The organism is Rhodococcus zopfii NBRC 100606 = JCM 9919 (genome assembly GCF_001895025.1).
Taxonomy (GTDB): Bacteria; Actinomycetota; Actinomycetes; order Mycobacteriales; family Mycobacteriaceae; genus Rhodococcus; species Rhodococcus zopfii.
The window spans coordinates 12,749-29,303 of sequence record NZ_BCXI01000006.1; the positions used below are offsets into that span (position 1 = coordinate 12,749).

The 16,555-nt window shown below is 69.4% G+C and carries 17 protein-coding genes; 15 read left to right on the plus strand and 2 right to left on the minus strand.

Annotated features, from left to right (window positions below; genetic code table 11):
• Nucleotides 1-39 precede the first annotated feature (39 nt).
• The gene (locus tag RZ1_RS03720; RefSeq protein WP_072809363.1) at nucleotides 40-531 is read right to left on the minus strand and encodes an inorganic diphosphatase; all 492 of its coding nucleotides are present in this window, start codon (nucleotides 529-531) and stop codon (nucleotides 40-42) included.
• A 164-nt stretch (nucleotides 532-695) separates the two neighbouring features.
• Between RZ1_RS03720 and dacB the strand changes: the two genes are divergently transcribed.
• The 4 genes from dacB to hpt are packed head-to-tail and all read left to right on the plus strand — an operon-like array spanning nucleotide 696 to nucleotide 4,749.
• Entirely contained in the window at nucleotides 696-2,105 is a 1,410-nt protein-coding gene (gene dacB / locus RZ1_RS03725; protein ID WP_072809365.1) for a D-alanyl-D-alanine carboxypeptidase/D-alanyl-D-alanine endopeptidase, read from the plus strand.
• On the plus strand, nucleotides 2,102-3,139 hold the full coding sequence (locus RZ1_RS03730; RefSeq protein WP_072809432.1) for an Rv3626c family coenzyme F420 biosynthesis-associated protein: 1,038 nt from the start codon (nucleotides 2,102-2,104) through the stop codon (nucleotides 3,137-3,139). Before dacB ends, RZ1_RS03730 begins: the two co-directional genes overlap by 4 nt.
• 5 nt (nucleotides 3,140-3,144) lie before the next feature.
• A complete protein-coding gene (gene tilS / locus RZ1_RS03735; protein ID WP_072809366.1) occupies nucleotides 3,145-4,173 on the plus strand; it encodes a tRNA lysidine(34) synthetase TilS in 1,029 nt (342 codons plus the stop codon).
• A gap of 21 nt (nucleotides 4,174-4,194) precedes the next feature.
• Nucleotides 4,195-4,749: a hypoxanthine phosphoribosyltransferase gene (gene hpt, locus RZ1_RS03740; RefSeq protein WP_072809368.1), complete on the plus strand. Its 555-nt coding sequence runs from the start codon at nucleotides 4,195-4,197 to the stop codon at nucleotides 4,747-4,749.
• Here hpt and RZ1_RS03745 read toward each other — a convergent pair.
• Nucleotides 4,737-6,737 carry a serine/threonine-protein kinase gene (locus RZ1_RS03745; protein ID WP_083583513.1) on the minus strand — a complete coding sequence of 667 codons (2,001 nt, stop codon included), beginning with the start codon at nucleotides 6,735-6,737 and terminating at the stop codon, nucleotides 4,737-4,739. The two genes, hpt and RZ1_RS03745, sit on opposite strands and share 13 nt — an antisense overlap.
• A 250-nt stretch (nucleotides 6,738-6,987) precedes the next feature.
• Between RZ1_RS03745 and ftsH the strand changes: the two genes are divergently transcribed.
• The 11 genes from ftsH (at nucleotide 6,988) to RZ1_RS03800 (ending at nucleotide 16,536) form a co-directional block, all read left to right on the plus strand.
• Nucleotides 6,988-9,360, plus strand: a complete 2,373-nt coding sequence (gene ftsH / locus RZ1_RS03750; protein ID WP_072809370.1) for an ATP-dependent zinc metalloprotease FtsH — start codon at nucleotides 6,988-6,990, stop codon at nucleotides 9,358-9,360.
• Between the two features lie 33 nt (nucleotides 9,361-9,393).
• Entirely contained in the window at nucleotides 9,394-10,044 is a 651-nt protein-coding gene (gene folE, locus RZ1_RS03755; RefSeq protein ID WP_072809372.1) for a GTP cyclohydrolase I FolE, read from the plus strand.
• A gap of 32 nt (nucleotides 10,045-10,076) precedes the next feature.
• Nucleotides 10,077-10,898 (plus strand): dihydropteroate synthase, encoded by an 822-nt coding sequence (gene folP / locus RZ1_RS03760; protein WP_072809435.1) that lies wholly within the window; start codon nucleotides 10,077-10,079, stop codon nucleotides 10,896-10,898.
• Complete coding sequence (gene folB / locus RZ1_RS03765; protein ID WP_072809373.1) at nucleotides 10,895-11,260, plus strand: dihydroneopterin aldolase; 366 nt, start codon at nucleotides 10,895-10,897, stop codon at nucleotides 11,258-11,260. The genes folP and folB overlap by 4 nt, the downstream gene beginning before the upstream one ends.
• Complete coding sequence (gene folK / locus RZ1_RS03770) at nucleotides 11,257-11,820, plus strand: 2-amino-4-hydroxy-6-hydroxymethyldihydropteridine diphosphokinase (protein WP_072809375.1); 564 nt, start codon at nucleotides 11,257-11,259, stop codon at nucleotides 11,818-11,820. Before folB ends, folK begins: the two co-directional genes overlap by 4 nt.
• On the plus strand, nucleotides 11,814-12,281 hold the full coding sequence (locus tag RZ1_RS03775; protein WP_072809377.1) for a DUF3180 domain-containing protein: 468 nt from the start codon (nucleotides 11,814-11,816) through the stop codon (nucleotides 12,279-12,281). The genes folK and RZ1_RS03775 overlap by 7 nt, the downstream gene beginning before the upstream one ends.
• A gap of 55 nt (nucleotides 12,282-12,336) precedes the next feature.
• Nucleotides 12,337-13,164 (plus strand): DUF6779 domain-containing protein, encoded by an 828-nt coding sequence (locus tag RZ1_RS03780; protein WP_218020440.1) that lies wholly within the window; start codon nucleotides 12,337-12,339, stop codon nucleotides 13,162-13,164.
• A 191-nt stretch (nucleotides 13,165-13,355) separates the two neighbouring features.
• Nucleotides 13,356-14,291 (plus strand): Rossmann-like and DUF2520 domain-containing protein, encoded by a 936-nt coding sequence (locus tag RZ1_RS03785; protein ID WP_072809380.1) that lies wholly within the window; start codon nucleotides 13,356-13,358, stop codon nucleotides 14,289-14,291.
• A complete protein-coding gene (panC, locus tag RZ1_RS03790) occupies nucleotides 14,275-15,222 on the plus strand; it encodes a pantoate--beta-alanine ligase (RefSeq protein ID WP_072809382.1) in 948 nt (315 codons plus the stop codon). The genes RZ1_RS03785 and panC overlap by 17 nt, the downstream gene beginning before the upstream one ends.
• A 37-nt stretch (nucleotides 15,223-15,259) precedes the next feature.
• The gene (gene panD, locus RZ1_RS03795) at nucleotides 15,260-15,697 is read left to right on the plus strand and encodes an aspartate 1-decarboxylase (RefSeq protein WP_072809383.1); all 438 of its coding nucleotides are present in this window, start codon (nucleotides 15,260-15,262) and stop codon (nucleotides 15,695-15,697) included.
• Nucleotides 15,698-15,699: 2 nt separating this feature from the next.
• Complete coding sequence (locus tag RZ1_RS03800; RefSeq protein ID WP_072809385.1) at nucleotides 15,700-16,536, plus strand: type III pantothenate kinase; 837 nt, start codon at nucleotides 15,700-15,702, stop codon at nucleotides 16,534-16,536.
• Nucleotides 16,537-16,555: the final 19 nt, after the last annotated feature.

Below are 16,555 nucleotides of genomic sequence, written 5' to 3' on the forward strand. Positions count from 1 at the left end.
ACCGTTCGCTCGGATAACAGTGGGTTGAAACCGGACGGCTCAGTGGCCGCCGTTCTCCTTCAGACGCGCGATCGACGCCTCGACCTCGGCCTCGGCGTCGGCGCGACCGGTCCAGTCCGCGGCCTCGACGTGCTTGCCCGGCTCGAGATCCTTGTAGTGCACGAAGAAGTGCTTGATCGCGTCGAGCTCGAACTGCGGGACGTCGGAGATGTCCTGGATGTGATCCCAGCGCGGATCACCGGCCGGCACAGCGAGGACCTTGTCGTCTCCACCGGCCTCGTCGACCATCTTGAACATGCCGACGGGCCGGGCCTCGACGATGACGCCCGGGAACACCGACTCGGGGAGCAGCACCAGGCAGTCCAGCGGATCGCCGTCCTCGCCGAGGGTGTTCTCGATGTAGCCGTAGTCGGCCGGGTAACCGAACGATGTGTAGAGGTAGCGGTCCAGCTTCACGCGGCCGGTCTCGTGATCGACCTCGTACTTGTTGCGCTGTCCCTTGGGGATCTCGATGGTGACGTCGAACTCCACGCCGGTGTCCTCACTTCGTCGGTGATTGCCTGTCGCTCCACCTGCCGCGACCGCGGTGATGGTCCGCAGAGAGGATAACGGGCGCGGCGCTACCCTGGTGGACGCAGGTGCCGGACCTACGAGGGCGGCCACCAGGGCGCGGGAGTCTCGAACGCAGCGGAGGCGTGTTGGCGGGTCAGGAGAAGAACAAGAAGCTCGGCGGGCTCGAGGTGCGGCGCCGCCGCAGCCTCCGAATCCTGATCGGCATCTGGTGCGCCGGGTTCCTCGCACTCGTCGTCGGCGGTACGTTCGCGCTGACCGAGATCACCGGCAGCGACGCCGAGGCCGCGATCACCCCCGCCCCGGGCCCGGTCACCGCGACCCCGCAGGTAGCTCCCGCCCCCGCCGACGCGCCGGCGCCCGCCGCGGCCGCTCTCGGCGCGATTCTCGCCACGGCCGTGGCGAACCCCGCGCTCGGCACCCTCACCGGGTCCGTCACCGACACAGCCACCGGCACGGTCCTGTGGTCGCAGGACCCCGACCGCCCGATGATCCCGGCGTCGACGACGAAGGTGCTCACCGCCGCGGCGGCGCTGCTGTCGTTGCCGCCCGACCACCGGATCACCACGCGGGTCGTCGAGGGCAGCCGACCCGGCGAGATCGTGCTGGTCGCGGGCGGCGACCCCACTCTCACCGCCGTTCCGGTCGGTGCGGACGGTTTCTACCCCGGCGCACCGCGCATCGCGGATCTCGTTCAGCAGATCCAACGTTCCGGGGCCCTCGTCGACACGGTGCTCGTCGACACCGGCAGCTATATGGGCGATCCGATGGCCGCCGGATGGACCCCGTCGGACGTCGAGGGCGGCTATATCGCACCGATCGAACCGGTGATGCTCGACGGCGGCCGGCTGAACCCGCGTGAGGACGAATCGCCGCGCAGCGCGACGCCCGCCCTCGACGCCGGTCGCGCCCTCGCCGCGGCGCTCGGCGCCGACCCGGCGACCGTCGCCTTCGGGACCGCATCCCCCGGAGCCGCACCGCTGGCATCGGTGCAGTCCGCGCTTCTGCGCGACCGGCTCCGCCAGATGATGGACCACTCCGACAACGTCCTCGCCGAGACGATCGGCCGCGAGATCGCGGTCGCGTCGGGCTCCCCGGCGTCGTTCACGGGGGCCGTCGATTCCGTGCTCCGCGCCCTCGCGACCGCCGGTTTCGACGTCGGCGACGTCACCATGCACGACGTGAGCGGGCTGTCGGTGGACAATCGCATTCCCGCGCGGCTGCTCGATGCGGTGATGGCGTCCGCCGCCGGTGGCGAGCAGGACAGCCTGCGTCCGATGCTCGACTACCTGCCGGTCGCCGGCGCCACCGGCACCCTCAGCGACCGCTACGCGTCCGCCAACCGCGACGGCGCCGGCTGGGTGCGCGCGAAGACCGGAACCCTCTCGGAGGCGAGCGGGCTGGTCGGAACCGTCGTCGACGTCGACGGGCGGGTCCTGTCGTTCGCGCTGATGTCCAACGACCGGCTGCCCGGCGAAAGCCGGCCTGCGCTGGACGCCGTCGCCGCGACCCTCCGGGGATGCGGGTGCCGATGAGCGACCGCGACCACCCGATCGGGGACGCCATCGACTGGACGTTCGCGGCCGGCGTCGGCGCGCGACTGGCCCGGCCGGGGCCGGCGATGTCCCGGTACACCGCAGACACCGTGGTGGCCGAACTCGCCGCGGCCGCCGACCGAGCCGAGCAGCCGGTGCGGGAACTCACCGGCCTCGGCGCCGGGCACGCCGATCCCGCACCCGCCCGGGTCGTGGACCGGACCGGCTGGGTGCAGGCCGCGGCGGTGTCGATGGCGGACCTGACCGGCGGCGGACAAGGCGGCGGCTCCTGGATGGGGAAACCCGCGGGCATGCAGGCCGGCGCGATGCTCGCGTACCTCTCGTCGGCGGTTCTCGGCCAGTACGACCCGTTCTCGCGCAGCCTGCTGCTCGTCGCCCCGAACGTCGTCGCGGTGGAACGGGCACTGAAGGTCCCGACCGCGGACTTTCGCCTGTGGGTGTGCCTGCACGAGGTCACCCATCGGGTGCAGTTCGCGGAGGCGCCGTGGATGGCGGAGCTGATGCGTACCGCCACCGCCGAACTCGGTGCCGCCGCCGACGAGCCCGTCTCCGAACTGGTGGGCCGCGTCGTCGCCGTCGTCCGCGACCGCCGCGGGAACGACGAGAAGCAGATGTCCGAACGCGGTGTTCTCGGTCTGCTACGAGCCACCCAGTCCGAAACCCAGCAGCTCGCCCTCGACCGGATGCTCGCGCTCGGCACCCTTCTCGAAGGTCACGCCGATCACGTCATGGACGCCGTCGGTCCCGGAGTCGTTCCCGCGGTGGGCAGTATCCGGCGCGCCTTCGACAACCGGCGGCGCCGCAGCTCCAATCCCGTGCATCGGGTGATCCGTGCGCTGCTCGGTGTGGACGCGAAGATGGCGCAGTACGTGCACGGCAAGAAGTTCGTCGACACCGTCGTCGATCGTGTCGGGATGGCCGAGTTCAACGCCGTGTGGTCCGGGCCCGACGCGATGCCCACGCTCGCCGAGATCGACGATCCGGACGCCTGGATCGCCCGGGTGCTGGGCTGATCGGGGTGGAACGGGACCCGGCTGCTCGCGGCGCTCGAGGCCGGCGGCTGCTTCCGGAAACCCCCGCGATCCACGAGATCCGGCTGGCGGTGCGCGCGTGGCTGGGCCGCCACGGAGCGCGGTCGGTCGCGGTGGCGCTGTCCGGCGGTGCGGACTCGGCCGCGCTCACCGCCGCGGCGGTCGCCGAGGCCGATTCGGTGCGGGCAGTTGTCGTCGATCACGGGCTGCAGGCGGGATCCGACGTCGTCGCGGCACGGGCCGCGGAGTTCGCCCGTGCGCGCGGATGCGGGTCGGTGCACGTCGTTTCGGTGGAGGTGACCGGGTCCGGTGGACTCGAGGCCGCCGCACGGGCTGTGCGCTACCGGGCCCTCGACGACACTCGCGACGGTCTGCCGGTGCTGCTCGGACACACCCTCGACGACCAGGCCGAAACCGTGCTGCTCGGACTGGCCCGGGGCTCCGGGCCCCGCTCGATCCGCGGCATGGCCGATTTCGACGACCCCTGGGGCCGCCCGCTGCTCGGGGTGCGGCGCTCGATCACGCGTGCGGCGTGCGGTGAACTCGGATACGAGCCCTACGAGGACGCGCACAACAGCGATCCGCGGTTCACGCGGGTGCGGCTGCGCACCGAAGTGCTGCCGTTGCTCGACGACGTGCTCGGTGGCGGAGTCGCACCGGCCCTGGCCCGGACCGCGGCGCAACTACGCGAGGACGGGGAGGTGCTCGACGCAGCCGCCGATCAGGCGCTGGCCGCCGCGCGGGGGGACGGCGCCGGACTGGACGTGGCGTCGCTCGAGCCGGTGCATCCCGCCGTGCGGCGTCGTGCGCTGCGCCGCTGGCTCGCCGACGAGGGTGCCTCCGCGCCCACGGACCGGACGTTACGGGCCGTCGACGATCTGATCGGACGCTGGCGCGGCCAGGGGCCGGTGGCGGTCGGGCGGGGGCCGCGGCCGGGGATCAGGTTGGTCGTGTCGCGTCGGCGTGGCAGGCTGGACGTGGTGTTCGTCGACCAGCAGCGGTGTGCGGACGACTGACGGAAGGGCAGGAACAACCCGGTGTACGAGAGCGACATTGCGTCGGTACTGATTTCCGAGGAGCAGATCAAGGAACGCACGGTCGAGCTGGCCGAGTCCATTGCCAAGCGTTACCCGGTGGGTGCGCCCGAGGGCGATCTGCTGCTCATCGGCGTGCTCAAGGGCGCGATCTTCTTCATGACCGACTTCGCCCGGGCCATGCCCATCCCGACCCAGATGGAGTTCATGGCGGTCAGCTCGTACGGGTCGTCGACGTCCTCGTCGGGCGTGGTGCGCATCCTCAAGGACCTCGACAAGGACATCGCGGGCCGTCATGTGCTCATCGTCGAGGACATCATCGACTCCGGGCTCACGCTGTCGTGGCTGATCCGCAACCTGTCCGCGCGCAACCCCGCGTCGCTCGACGTGGTGACGCTGCTGCGCAAGCCCGAAGCCGTCAAACTCGACGTGCACGTCGCGGACGTCGGCTTCGACATCCCGGACGAGTTCGTCGTCGGCTACGGCCTCGACTACGACGAGCGGTACCGCGACCTTCCGTACATCGGCACGCTCGACCCGAAGGTCTATTCGAGCTGACGGGCGTCGGTGCCCGGATGCACCGCAACGGTCCGTCGCAGTGCCGCGAGGTCCTGCTCCATGAGACGGAACATCCAGTACACCAGCACGAATGCGGCGATGCTGCCGACGGACAGGACCCGCACCGCGAACAACACGCGCGGGATCTCGTAGGCGGTCAGGAACGTCACGCCGGCGACACCGGCGAGCGGAACCGCCGCAGCGACCGCGAGATAGCGGATGCTGCGGCGGTGCAGGCCTTCGAGTTCACGGGCGTCGGTGGCGTCGGTGGACCCGTGCGGCAGGACCGCCGGATACAGCGACCGCACCGTGTAGAAGGCGACGAAGAAAAACGGGTACGCCACGGCGATCGCGCCGCACACCGCCATCGAGGTGACGAAGTGTGTGGCGGCGCGCGTGTCGATCTCCCCGGTGATCACGCTCAGCGCGACGGGAAACGCGATGCCGGACGCGATCCACAGGCTCATCACGACGGCCGCGACCCGGTCGCTGAACAGCAGTGCGTCGTGTCTGGTCCGGGCCAGAGTGACGGCATCGTAGGTACGTCCGCGCCGCAGTCCGCGCGGCACCGTGATCAGCCGACGACCCAGGTACACGATCACCAGGGCGCCCAGCGGGAACAACGCTGCGTTGGCGACGAGCGAGACGACCTCGAAGTCGTGCCGCGCGTCCGGCGGCAGTTTTTCGATGATCAGCGACGAGTTGTGCTGGAAGTTGTAGAGGGCCGCCAGTGCGTTGGGGATCCCGATCGCGGCGACCAGGACAGGCACGACGGGACCGCGCAACCGGGCTCGCCAGCTGTCCGGCGGGGGATCGACGAGGTCGCGGGCACGGTGGTCGAGACACAGGTCGAACTGCTGGGCCAGTTCCGCCCCCGACGACCAGCGATCCGCCGGGGCCGGTTCGAGGCATTTCGCGAGTACCCGCCGCAATGTCTGCGGGCAATCCGCGGGCAGCCTGCCCATCATGTCCGGGGTGAGGCCGCCCCTCCGGCGCCGGACCATCGTTTCGAGCGCCGGGAGGGTGTTCGTGTCGAGGGCTTCCCCTTGCTCGGGATCTCCCGGGCGGACTCCCGCCAGCAGCTCCCACAGCATCACCCCGAGGGCGTAGATGTCGCTGCGGGTGTCGAGGTCCGCGGCAGTTCCCGGCATTCCCGGATGGCACGCCTCGAGCTGCTCGGGCGACATGTATGCCAGGGAGCCGCCGAGATAGGCGACGGGGGAGCTGCCCCCCACGGACTCCGCGTAGCTGATGTTGAAATCGGCCAGCTTCGGGACGCCTTCCGCGGTGAGCAGCACGTTCGCTGGCTTGACGTCCCGGTGCAGCACCCCGCGCCTGTCGGCGTAGGCGAGCGACTCCGCGAGCCGCCGCCCCAGCCACGCCACGGTTTCCGGCCACGTCAGCGTTTCGAGTTCTCCGCGCACGGTCGATTCCGCTGGCCGGATCTCGCCCTTCTCCGCGAGGGTCTCGTCGATGACGTCGAGCAGCAGGGAACCGTCGCGTCGCTCCGGCGGTGTGCGCCGCACCCGGTGCAGCACGTGCAGCAGCGTCCCGCCCGGCACGTACTGCATATACAGCAACCGGAGGCCCTGTTCGGGGAGGATCCGCTGGTCGAACACGCGGACGATGTAGTCGTGGTCGAGCTGCGCGAGGGTCTGCGCCTCGCTGCCCTGGTCCGGGGAGATCTTCACCGCAACGAGACGCTGCATCGAGAGCTGCCGGGCCAGGAACACCTTTCCGAAGGCGCCGCGGCCCAGGCTGGTGAGCAGGTCGAAGTCGTCGATCCGGCGGCCGGCCCGCAATTCCTCGACGGTGACCGGAACGCCGGGGGTCATCGGATCGGTCACGGCCTCGGCGGCTCGGGTGGGGTCCGCTGCGCGGGTGGGCTCGAACCGGCTCGTCTCCCCGCCCGTGACCTGTGTGGTCTCGGAGCTGGGCAGCTGGGTCGGTTCGGTACCGGATACGGCATGCGGATCCCGCGTGGCCATGCGAAATGATACCCACGCCGACGGGTGTGCCCGCACGTGAAGTCGCAGCGTCGGACGACCGGGGGCGCGGGAACGCACGGCCCGGTCCGGGCGTTGAAGCTTTCGGAGGGTGGACTACGCACCGGCGACGATGTATGGGCACGCGGTAACCTTGCGGTGGCCGGATCGTCACCGGTCGACGCACGCTCTTCACCCTGACCACACTGATGACCGCACTATCGAAAGGACCGGCCGGCCGGGCCGAACCTGTATGAATCGCAAGGCAGTGTTCCGTAATCTGGCGATAGTGGCCGGCATTCTGTTGGTCATCTACGCATTCAGCTACTTCGGGAACGACACGCGTGGATTCACCAAGGTGGACACCTCGGTGGCCATCGCGCAGCTCGACTCGAAGAACGTCTCCAAGGCGCAGATCGACGACCGCGAACAGCAGGTCCGGTTGTGGTTGAACAGTGGGAACGATTCCACCGAGAACCAGACGCAGATCCTCGCGAAGTACCCGGCCTCGGCGTCGGAACAGATCTTCGACAAGGTCGCCGCGTCCGGCGCAGCCGAGTTCGACACGGCGGTCACCCAGGAGAGCTGGCTGACGTCGATCCTTCTGTTTGTCGTTCCGATGATCATCCTGCTCGGCGTGTTCTTCTTCATGATGACCCGCATGCAGGGCGGCGGCCGCGGGGGCATGATGGGCTTCGGCAAGTCCCGAGCCAAGCAGCTCTCGAAGGACATGCCGAAGACGACGTTCGCGGACGTCGCCGGCGCGAACGAGGCCGTCGAAGAGCTGTACGAGATCAAAGATTTCCTGCAGAACCCGGCCCGCTATCAGGCGCTCGGCGCGAAGATCCCGAAGGGCGTGCTGCTGTACGGCCCGCCCGGTACCGGCAAGACGCTGCTCGCACGCGCGGTCGCGGGTGAGGCCGGCGTTCCGTTCTTCACGATCTCCGGTTCCGACTTCGTCGAGATGTTCGTCGGTGTCGGCGCATCCCGGGTGCGCGACCTGTTCGAGCAGGCCAAGCAGAACAGCCCCTGCATCATCTTCGTCGACGAGATCGACGCGGTCGGCCGCCAGCGTGGCGCCGGTCTCGGCGGCGGTCACGACGAGCGCGAGCAGACTCTCAACCAGTTGCTCGTCGAGATGGACGGGTTCGGCGACCGGCAGGGCATCATCCTCATCGCCGCGACGAACCGTCCCGACATCCTCGACCCCGCGCTGCTGCGTCCCGGCCGTTTCGACCGCCAGATCCCGGTGACCAACCCCGACCTCGCCGGTCGACGCGCGATCCTCCAGGTGCATTCCAAGGGCAAGCCGATCGACCAGAACGCCGACCTCGAAGGCTTGGCGAAGCGCACGGTCGGGATGTCCGGCGCCGATCTGGCGAACGTCGTCAACGAGGCCGCGCTGCTCACCGCCCGCGAGAACGGCACGGTGATCACCGAGACGATCCTCGAGGAATCCGTCGACCGCGTCATCGGTGGCCCGCGCCGCAAGAGCCGGATCATCAGCGAACACGAGAAGAAGATCACCGCCTACCACGAGGGCGGGCACACGCTGGCCGCGTGGGCCATGCCGGACATCGAACCGGTGTACAAGGTGACGATCCTCGCCCGCGGCCGCACCGGCGGTCACGCCATGACGGTTCCCGAGGACGACAAGGGCCTGATGACCCGGTCCGAGATGATCGCCCGCCTCGTCATGGCGATGGGTGGCCGCGCGGCAGAGGAACTGGTGTTCCACGAGCCGACCACCGGCGCGTCGTCCGACATCGACCAGGCCACCAAGATCGCACGGGCGATGGTCACCGAGTACGGCATGAGCGCGAAGCTCGGTGCGGTCCGCTACGGGCAGGAACAAGGCGACCCGTTCCTCGGCCGGTCGATGGGACAGGCCTCGGACTACTCGCACGAGGTGGCGCGCGAGATCGACGAGGAAGTCCGCAACCTCATCGAGGCGGCACACACCGAAGCGTGGTCGATCCTCAACGAGCATCGCGACGCGCTGGACCTGCTCGCCGGTGAGCTCCTCGAACACGAGACCCTCACCCGCAAGGATCTCGAACGCATCCTCGTGTCGGTGGAGAAGCGGCCCCGCATCACCACGTTCAACGAATTCGGCGATCGCATCCCCTCGGATCGCCCGCCGATTAAGACCCCCGGCGAGCTCGCCGCCGAACGCGGTGAACCGTGGCCCCCGGAGCCTGCGGTGCCGACCCTGGCCAAGGGGCCTGTTCCTCCGCAGCAGGTCGTGCCCCAGCCGGTGACGCCGGAGCCGGCGCGGCAGACAGCACCGCAGCAGGCGACCCCGCCGCAGGGTCCGGCCAACGGCTATCCCGCCCCGCAGCCGGTCCCGGCTTCCGAGCCGATGCCCGGCTTCCCGCAGCCCGGCCAGTACGGCGGCGGGCCGCGGCACGCGACCCGGCCGGACTACGGCGCTCCCGCCGGATGGTCGGCGCCGGGATGGCCGCCGTCGCAGGAGCCCGAGCAGCCCCGCAGCACCTATCCCGGCTACCCTCAGTGGACTCAGCCTGCACGTTCCGCCGACACCGGTGATCGGCAGGACGAGAACCAGCAGGCACCGGAGCCGCCGCCCACGCAGCCCTGGGAAGGGCCGACCGGTCCGCGCTGAAGCTGATTTTTCAACGAGAGTGAGGACGGTCGGGTGTCGGTGAATCACCTGGATGGCCCTACGAGATCCGTGACCGCGCCGGACGAGGGTGAGACGTTGAGCCTGGCGACCGGCCGGGCCTTCGATCAGGCTCGCGCCGAAGCCGCAGTCCGCGAACTGCTCATCGCGGTCGGAGAAGACCCCGACCGGGAAGGGCTGCTGGACACCCCGGGCCGCGTCGCGCGCGCATACCGCGAAGTGTTCGCCGGGCTGTACACGGATCCGGACGACGTGCTCAACACGACGTTCGACGAAGGGCATCAGGAACTCGTCCTCGTCCGCGACATCCCGCTGTACTCGACCTGCGAACACCACCTGGTGTCCTTCCACGGAGTCGCACACGTCGGGTACATCCCCGGCGCCACCGGGCGCGTCACGGGGCTGTCCAAGCTCGCGCGGCTCGTCGACCTCTACGCGAAGCGCCCGCAGGTGCAGGAACGGCTCACCAGCCAGATCGCCGACGCGATGGTTCGCAAGCTCGATCCGCGCGGCGCGATCGTCGTCGTCGAGGCCGAACATCTGTGCATGGCGATGCGCGGCATCCGCAAGCCCGGTGCCAGCACCACGACGTCGGCGGTGCGCGGGTTGTTCCAGACCAACTCGGCATCCCGCGCCGAAGCCCTGGATCTGATCCTGCGCCGGTGAGCACGCTGCAGAACCTCGAACGCCCGGTCGTCATGGGTGTTCTCAACGTGACCAGCGATTCATTCTCCGACGGTGGTCGCTACCTGGATCGCGACGCGGCGATCGCGCACGGACTGCACCTGCGGGCGCTCGGCGTCGACATCGTCGACGTCGGCGGTGAATCGACCCGGCCCGGCGCGCAACGCGTCGACGCCGAGGTCGAGGCAGGCCGGGTCGTCCCGGTGATCGAGGCGCTCGCCGCCGAAGGCATCGTCACCAGCGTCGATACGATGCGTGCGTCGGTCGCCGCAGCCGCGATCTCGGCGGGCGTGACGCTCGTCAACGACGTGTCGGGTGGGCGCGCCGACGCGGACATGGCCACGGTCGTGGCGTCCGCCGGCGTGCCGTGGATCCTCATGCACTGGCGGCCGTCCGGCGGATTCGTCCACGCCGGTGGATCCACCCACTACGACGACGTAGTGCGCGAGGTGCGCGACGAGCTGCTCACCCAGGTGGATGTGGCCGTCGCCGCGGGAGTGGACCCCCAGAACCTGATCCTCGACCCCGGCCTCGGATTCGTGAAGAAACCGGACCACAACTGGGAATTGCTGCAGCGGCTGCCGGAGCTGACCGGGCTCGGATTCCCGGTGCTCATCGGCGCATCCCGCAAGCGTTTCCTCGGTTCGCTGCTCGCCGACTCCGACGGCAACCCCCGCCCGCCCGCGGGACGCGAGGTGGCCACCGCGGTGGTGTCGGCGCTCGCCGTCACCCACGGCGCGTGGGGCGTGCGCGTGCACGACGTGCGGGCATCCCTCGACGCGCTCGCGGTCGCGGGGGCGTGGCAACGTGGCGGAGCGGCAGGAGAATTCGGATGAGCGATCGGATCGAACTGCGCGGCCTGCGGGTCCGTGGGAACCACGGGGTGTTCGAGCACGAGAAGCGCGACGGTCAGGACTTCCTGATCGACCTCGTCGTCTGGACGGATCTCGCGCCCGCGGCGTCGAGCGACGACCTCGACGACACACTCCACTACGGGATCCTCGCCGAGCGGGCAGCAGCGATTGTCGCAGGCCCCGGCCGGGACCTGATCGAGACCGTGGCAGGGGAGATCGCCGACGACGTGCTCACCGACCCGCGGGTCGAGCGCGTCGAGGTCACCGTGCACAAGCCCTCCGCGCCCATCCCGCTGACGTTCGGGGACGTCGCGGTCGTCGTCGACCGGACGCGACGGCCATGAGCCGCGCGGTACTGTCCATCGGATCGAACCTGGGGGATCGGCTCGGGCACCTCCGCTCGGTCACCGAGGCGCTGGGCGACCGGATCGTCGCGGTCTCGCCGGTGTACACCACAGCGCCGTGGGGTGGGGTCGACCAGCAGGATTTCCTCAACGCCGTCGTGGTCGCCGACGACCCGGGGCTCGACAGCAGCGGCTGGCTGCGACTGGGACAGCAACTCGAGGCCGCCGCCGACCGGGTACGGGTGCAGCGCTGGGGACCGCGCAGTCTCGACGTCGACGTGGTGACGTGTGACGAGATCGTCAGCGACGACCCGGAACTGACACTGCCGCATCCGCGGGCGCATCAGCGTGCGTTCGTGCTGGTGCCCTGGCTCGACGTCGCACCGGACGCCGCGCTCACCGTCGACGGGGAACGCCGGCCGTTGGTGGACTGGCTCGCCGACCTCGGCGACGCCGAACGTGTCGGGGTGCAGCGCACGGATCTCCGGCTGACAGACGACCCCGGGCACCGGAACCCCGGACACTGGGATCCCGGACAGCAGGGGGAGAACCGGTGCTGAAGGCGACACGTGTCCGCGATCTGCTGGCCTTGGCGGTGCTCGCCGCGATCGTGTCGTGGCTCCTTGTCCGCGTCCTGTACGGGTCGTTGCCGCCGATTCCGGTCTACGCGGGGGCATCGCTGTACCCGGTGGCGCTGCTCGAAGTCGTGCTGGCCTTCATGATTCGCTCGCGCGTCGGCAAACGGGAGATCGGCGACGGGCCGCGCCAGCTCCATCCGATCACCGCGGCCCGCGCGGTCGCGCTCGCGAAGGCCTCCGCGCTGGTCGGTTCCGCGGCCGCCGGTGTCTGGGTGGGTTTCCTGTTGTTCCTGTTGCCGCAGCGATCGTTCGTCCAGGCCGCCTCGGAGGACACGTCCGGTGTGGTGGTCGGGGCGGTCGGCGGGATCGTTCTCGTCGCGGCGGCCCTGTGGCTCGAACACTGCTGCAAGACGCCCGAGGACCCGGGAGAACCCGCGGCCTGAGGTCGCCGAACGCCGAACCTCGGGGATCACGCTCCGGCGCAGTACCCTGGTCCGCATGGGGACCTCGGGCCGGGACAGGAACGAACGTCGACAGTGGCGCAGTGCGGGTTCGATGTTCGTCGCCGCGCTTCTCGCCCTCGCGATGATCGCGTCGCTGTTCCTGGTCTTCAGTCAGAGCGTCCAGTTGTTGCGCGTCGGCGTCGTCGTGGCGTTGTGGGCCGCGACCATCGGGGCGATCGCCATGACGAAGTACCGTCGCGAGTCCGCCCTCGAGAAGGCGAAGGTCGAGGACCTCAAGACCGTCTACGAATTGCAGCTCGAACGGGAGATTTCGGCGCGGCGCGAGTACGAGCTGACCGTCGAGCAGAAGGTCCGTTCGCAGCTGAAGGTCGAGGCCGACGAGATGGCCCAGCTCCGTGCGGATCTCGCTGCGCTGCGCCGCAACCTCGAGATGTTGTTCGACGGACGCATGCCGGAGGACCGCACCGCGCTGAGTTCCGTCGCGAAGCCGGTTCAGGAGATCGGGGGGCGCGCCGCCTCGTCGCAGGTCAGTGCCCCGCGTCCGGCGGGCCCGGCGTTCGCATCCCCCGACGACGAACCGCTCACCGCAGAGACGACCGCGGTGATGCCGCAGCAGACCGAGTCGGTGCGGTCCGCGACGCTCGGGACGAACCAGGGAACCGAGACGTATCAGGCTTCCCCTTCGGGCGCATCCCACTCCGGCGGATCGAACGATGTGCCCGTCGACGACGATGTCGTACCGGACGGACCGGCTACCGGACGTCGGGCGCGCAGGCTCCGGGCCGAGGCCGGCGGTGATGAGAGCGGGCTGCAGGGCCGCAGCGTCGCCGAGATCCTCGCGTCGCTGTCCAGGGAGCGCTGACCGGAGACCCATTCGGCACCGATCGGAGGTCTTCGCTGCAGGTCCGGAGGTCTTCCGGGGGAGTCGCCCACCGTTGCGGTGAGGTGCAGATCACGTCCGGCACCCGTGGCCGACGCGGATCGCGCCGCGCTATTGTCGGGCAGAACGTCTGGTACCCGCCGAGCGGGACTGGAACGAACGAGAGGACTCCCGTGACTTCCTTCGGGATCACAAACGCGCCTGCGCCCGCACGCCTCACCGTCGGTATCGTGTCCGCCGGTCGTGTGGGCACCGCAATCGGCGCGGCACTCGAGAAGGTCGGCCATGTGGTCGTGGCCTGTTCCGCGGTCTCCGACGCGTCCACGCATCGGGCCCGTACCCGCCTGCCCGATTCCGAGATTCTGCCCGTCGACGTCGTCGCGGGACGCTGCAACCTGCTGATTCTCGCTGTTCCCGACTCGGAACTGGCCGATCTCGTCACCGGCCTCGCCGCGACCGGAGCGGTACCGCGCGGCACTATCGTCGCCCACACCTCGGGAGCCAACGGCATCGCGGTGATGGCGCCCCTCACCGAACAGGGCGCGGTGCCCCTCGCGATCCACCCGGCCATGACGTTCACCGGGCACGAGGAGGACACCGCCCGACTCTCGTCGGCGTGTTTCGGGATCACCGCCGCCGACGACATCGGTTACGCGATCGCCCAGTCGCTCGTCCTCGAGATCGGCGGCGAACCCGTTCGGGTGCGTGAGGACCTTCGTCCCCTCTATCACGCGGCGCTCGCCCACGGCAGCAATCATCTGGTCACCCTCGTCGTCGATGCCGTCGCGGCGCTTCGGGTTGCGCTCGAAGGCCAGGAACTGCTCGGCCAGCAGCTCGTCGACGAAGATCCCGGTGGGGTCGCCGAACGGGTTCTGCAGCCGCTGCTCGTCGCCGCTCTCGACAATGCGTTGCGTCGTGGTCCGTCGGCGTTGACCGGTCCGGTCGCGCGCGGTGACGTCGCCGCGGTCGCCGCGCATCTGCAGGTGCTCGACGAAGTGGACCCGCGCATCGCCGCAGGCTACCGGGCGCTGTCGCTGCGGTCGGCGCAGCGTGTGGGCTCGAAATCGGAGCTGATCGAGCTTCTCGAAGGGAATGATCACGGTGAGTGAAATGGGACGGGGCGGGTACGTGCGCGGCGAATTGACCGTGCATCACGATCCCGCGGCCTTGACGAAGGTGACCAAGGCGCTGCGGGGCGTCGGACGGACGGTCGCGCTGGTGCCGACCATGGGTGCGCTGCACACGGGGCACCTGGAACTGGTGCGTCAGGCCAAGCTGACCGGTGCGGTCGTGGTCGTCTCCATCTTCGTCAATCCGCTCCAGTTCGGTGAGAACGAGGACCTCGACGCCTACCCCCGTACCCTCGACGCGGACCTCGAGCTGCTGCGGGAGGCCGGGGTCGAGCTGGCATTCGTGCCGACCGTGTCGGCCATGTACCCGGATGGGCGTCGCACGATGATCCACCCGGGTCCGCTCGGTGCGGAACTCGAGGGCGGAAGCCGGCCCACACACTTCGCAGGCATGCTCACGGTTGTGGCGAAGCTCCTTCAGATCGTCGGCCCGAACAACGCCTACTTCGGTGAGAAGGACTATCAGCAGCTCGCGTTGATCCGGCAGATGGTCGCCGATCTGAATTTCGACGTCCGCATCGTCGGGGTGCCGACGGTACGGGAGCAGGACGGCCTCGCGTTGTCCTCGAGAAATCGCTACCTCGACGAGGCGCAGCGGGAGACCGCCACCGTGTTGTCGGCCGCCCTCGTCGCGGGGGCGCATGCCGCGGCCGGTGGCGCCGAAGCGATCCTCGCGGCCGCTCGGGAGGTGCTTGCGTCCGCGCCGGAGATCGAGCTCGACTACCTCGAGGTGCGCGGCGTGGATCTCGGACAGCCACCCGAGCGCGGCGACGGCCGATTGCTGGTGGCCGCGCGGGTCGGGCCCACCCGGCTCATCGACAACGTCGGGGTGGCGATCGGTACCGGATTCCTGGAACGCGCGACCGGACCGGTCGACCCTGCCGTCGCCGACGACCTCCTGAACCGCTGAACACGCAGAACAGAACGACAAGAGCTGAGGCCAGTACATGTTTCGCACCATGATGAAGTCGAAGATCCACCGCGCCACGGTTACTCACGCGGACCTGCACTACGTCGGTTCGGTGACCGTCGACCAGGACCTGATGGACGCCGCCGACCTGCTCGAGGGCGAGCAGGTGTGCATCGTCGACATCGACAACGGCAACCGCCTCGAGACGTACGTGATCGCGGGCGAGCGTGGGTCCGGGATCATCGGGATCAACGGTGCCGCAGCACGTCTGGTGAGCCCCGGTGACCTGGTCATCCTCATCGCCTACGGCGTGATGAACGAGCAGGAGTGCAAGGACTACGATCCGCGCGTGGTGTTCGTCGACGCCGACAACCGCCAGGTGGAGCTCGGCAACGATCCGGCGCACGCGCCGGAGGGGTCGGGTCTGATCACCCCGCGCATGCTCGCCACCCTCGACTCCGGTTCGCTGGTGTAGCGGTGTTACTCGCCGTCGACGTCCGGAACACGAACATTGTTCTGGGCCTGTTCACCGGCAGCGGCTCGCACGCGAAGCTGCTGCAGGACTGGCGAGTTCGCACCGAACCTCGGATGACGGGTGACGAGCTCGCGCTGCTCTTCCGCGGGTTGCTGGGTGCGGACGTCGACCGGATCACCGCGGTGTCCGCGCTGTCGACGGTGCCGTCTGTTCTCCGCGAATTGCGCGGCATGCTCGGACGGTACTGGTCGGACGTGCCGCACGTGGTCGTCGAGCCCGGTGTGCGTACCGGTGTGCCGCTGCTCGTGGACAATCCCAAGGAGGTCGGTGCCGACCGGATCGTCAACAGCCTTGCCGCGCATCACTTCTACGGTGGTCCGTGCATCGTTGTCGATTTCGGCACGTCCACGTGCGTCGATGTGGTCTCCGGCAAGGGCGAATTCCTCGGCGGTGCAATCGCGCCCGGCATCGAGATCTCGATGGATGCACTCGCATCGCAGTCCGCGGCCCTGCGGAAGGTCGAGCTGGCACGGCCGCGCGGTGTGGTCGGCAAGAACACCGTCGAATGCATGCAGGCCGGTGCGGTTTTCGGATTCGCAGGCATGGTGGACGGTCTGGTGCGCCGTGTGCGCGCCGAGGTTCCCGGGTTCGATCGCGACGATGTCGCGGTGATCGGCACGGGCGACAGTGCGCCGCTGATCATCCCGGAGTCGACGACGCTCCAGCATCACGAGCCGGATCTGACGCTGGAAGGGCTGCGTCTGGTGTTCGAGCGGAACCAGGCTCGACGTTCCGCCCGTCCCGGTTCTCACGGTTCCCCTAGTCGCGAATCTGTGTAAGAATGGTCGGCGTGATCCG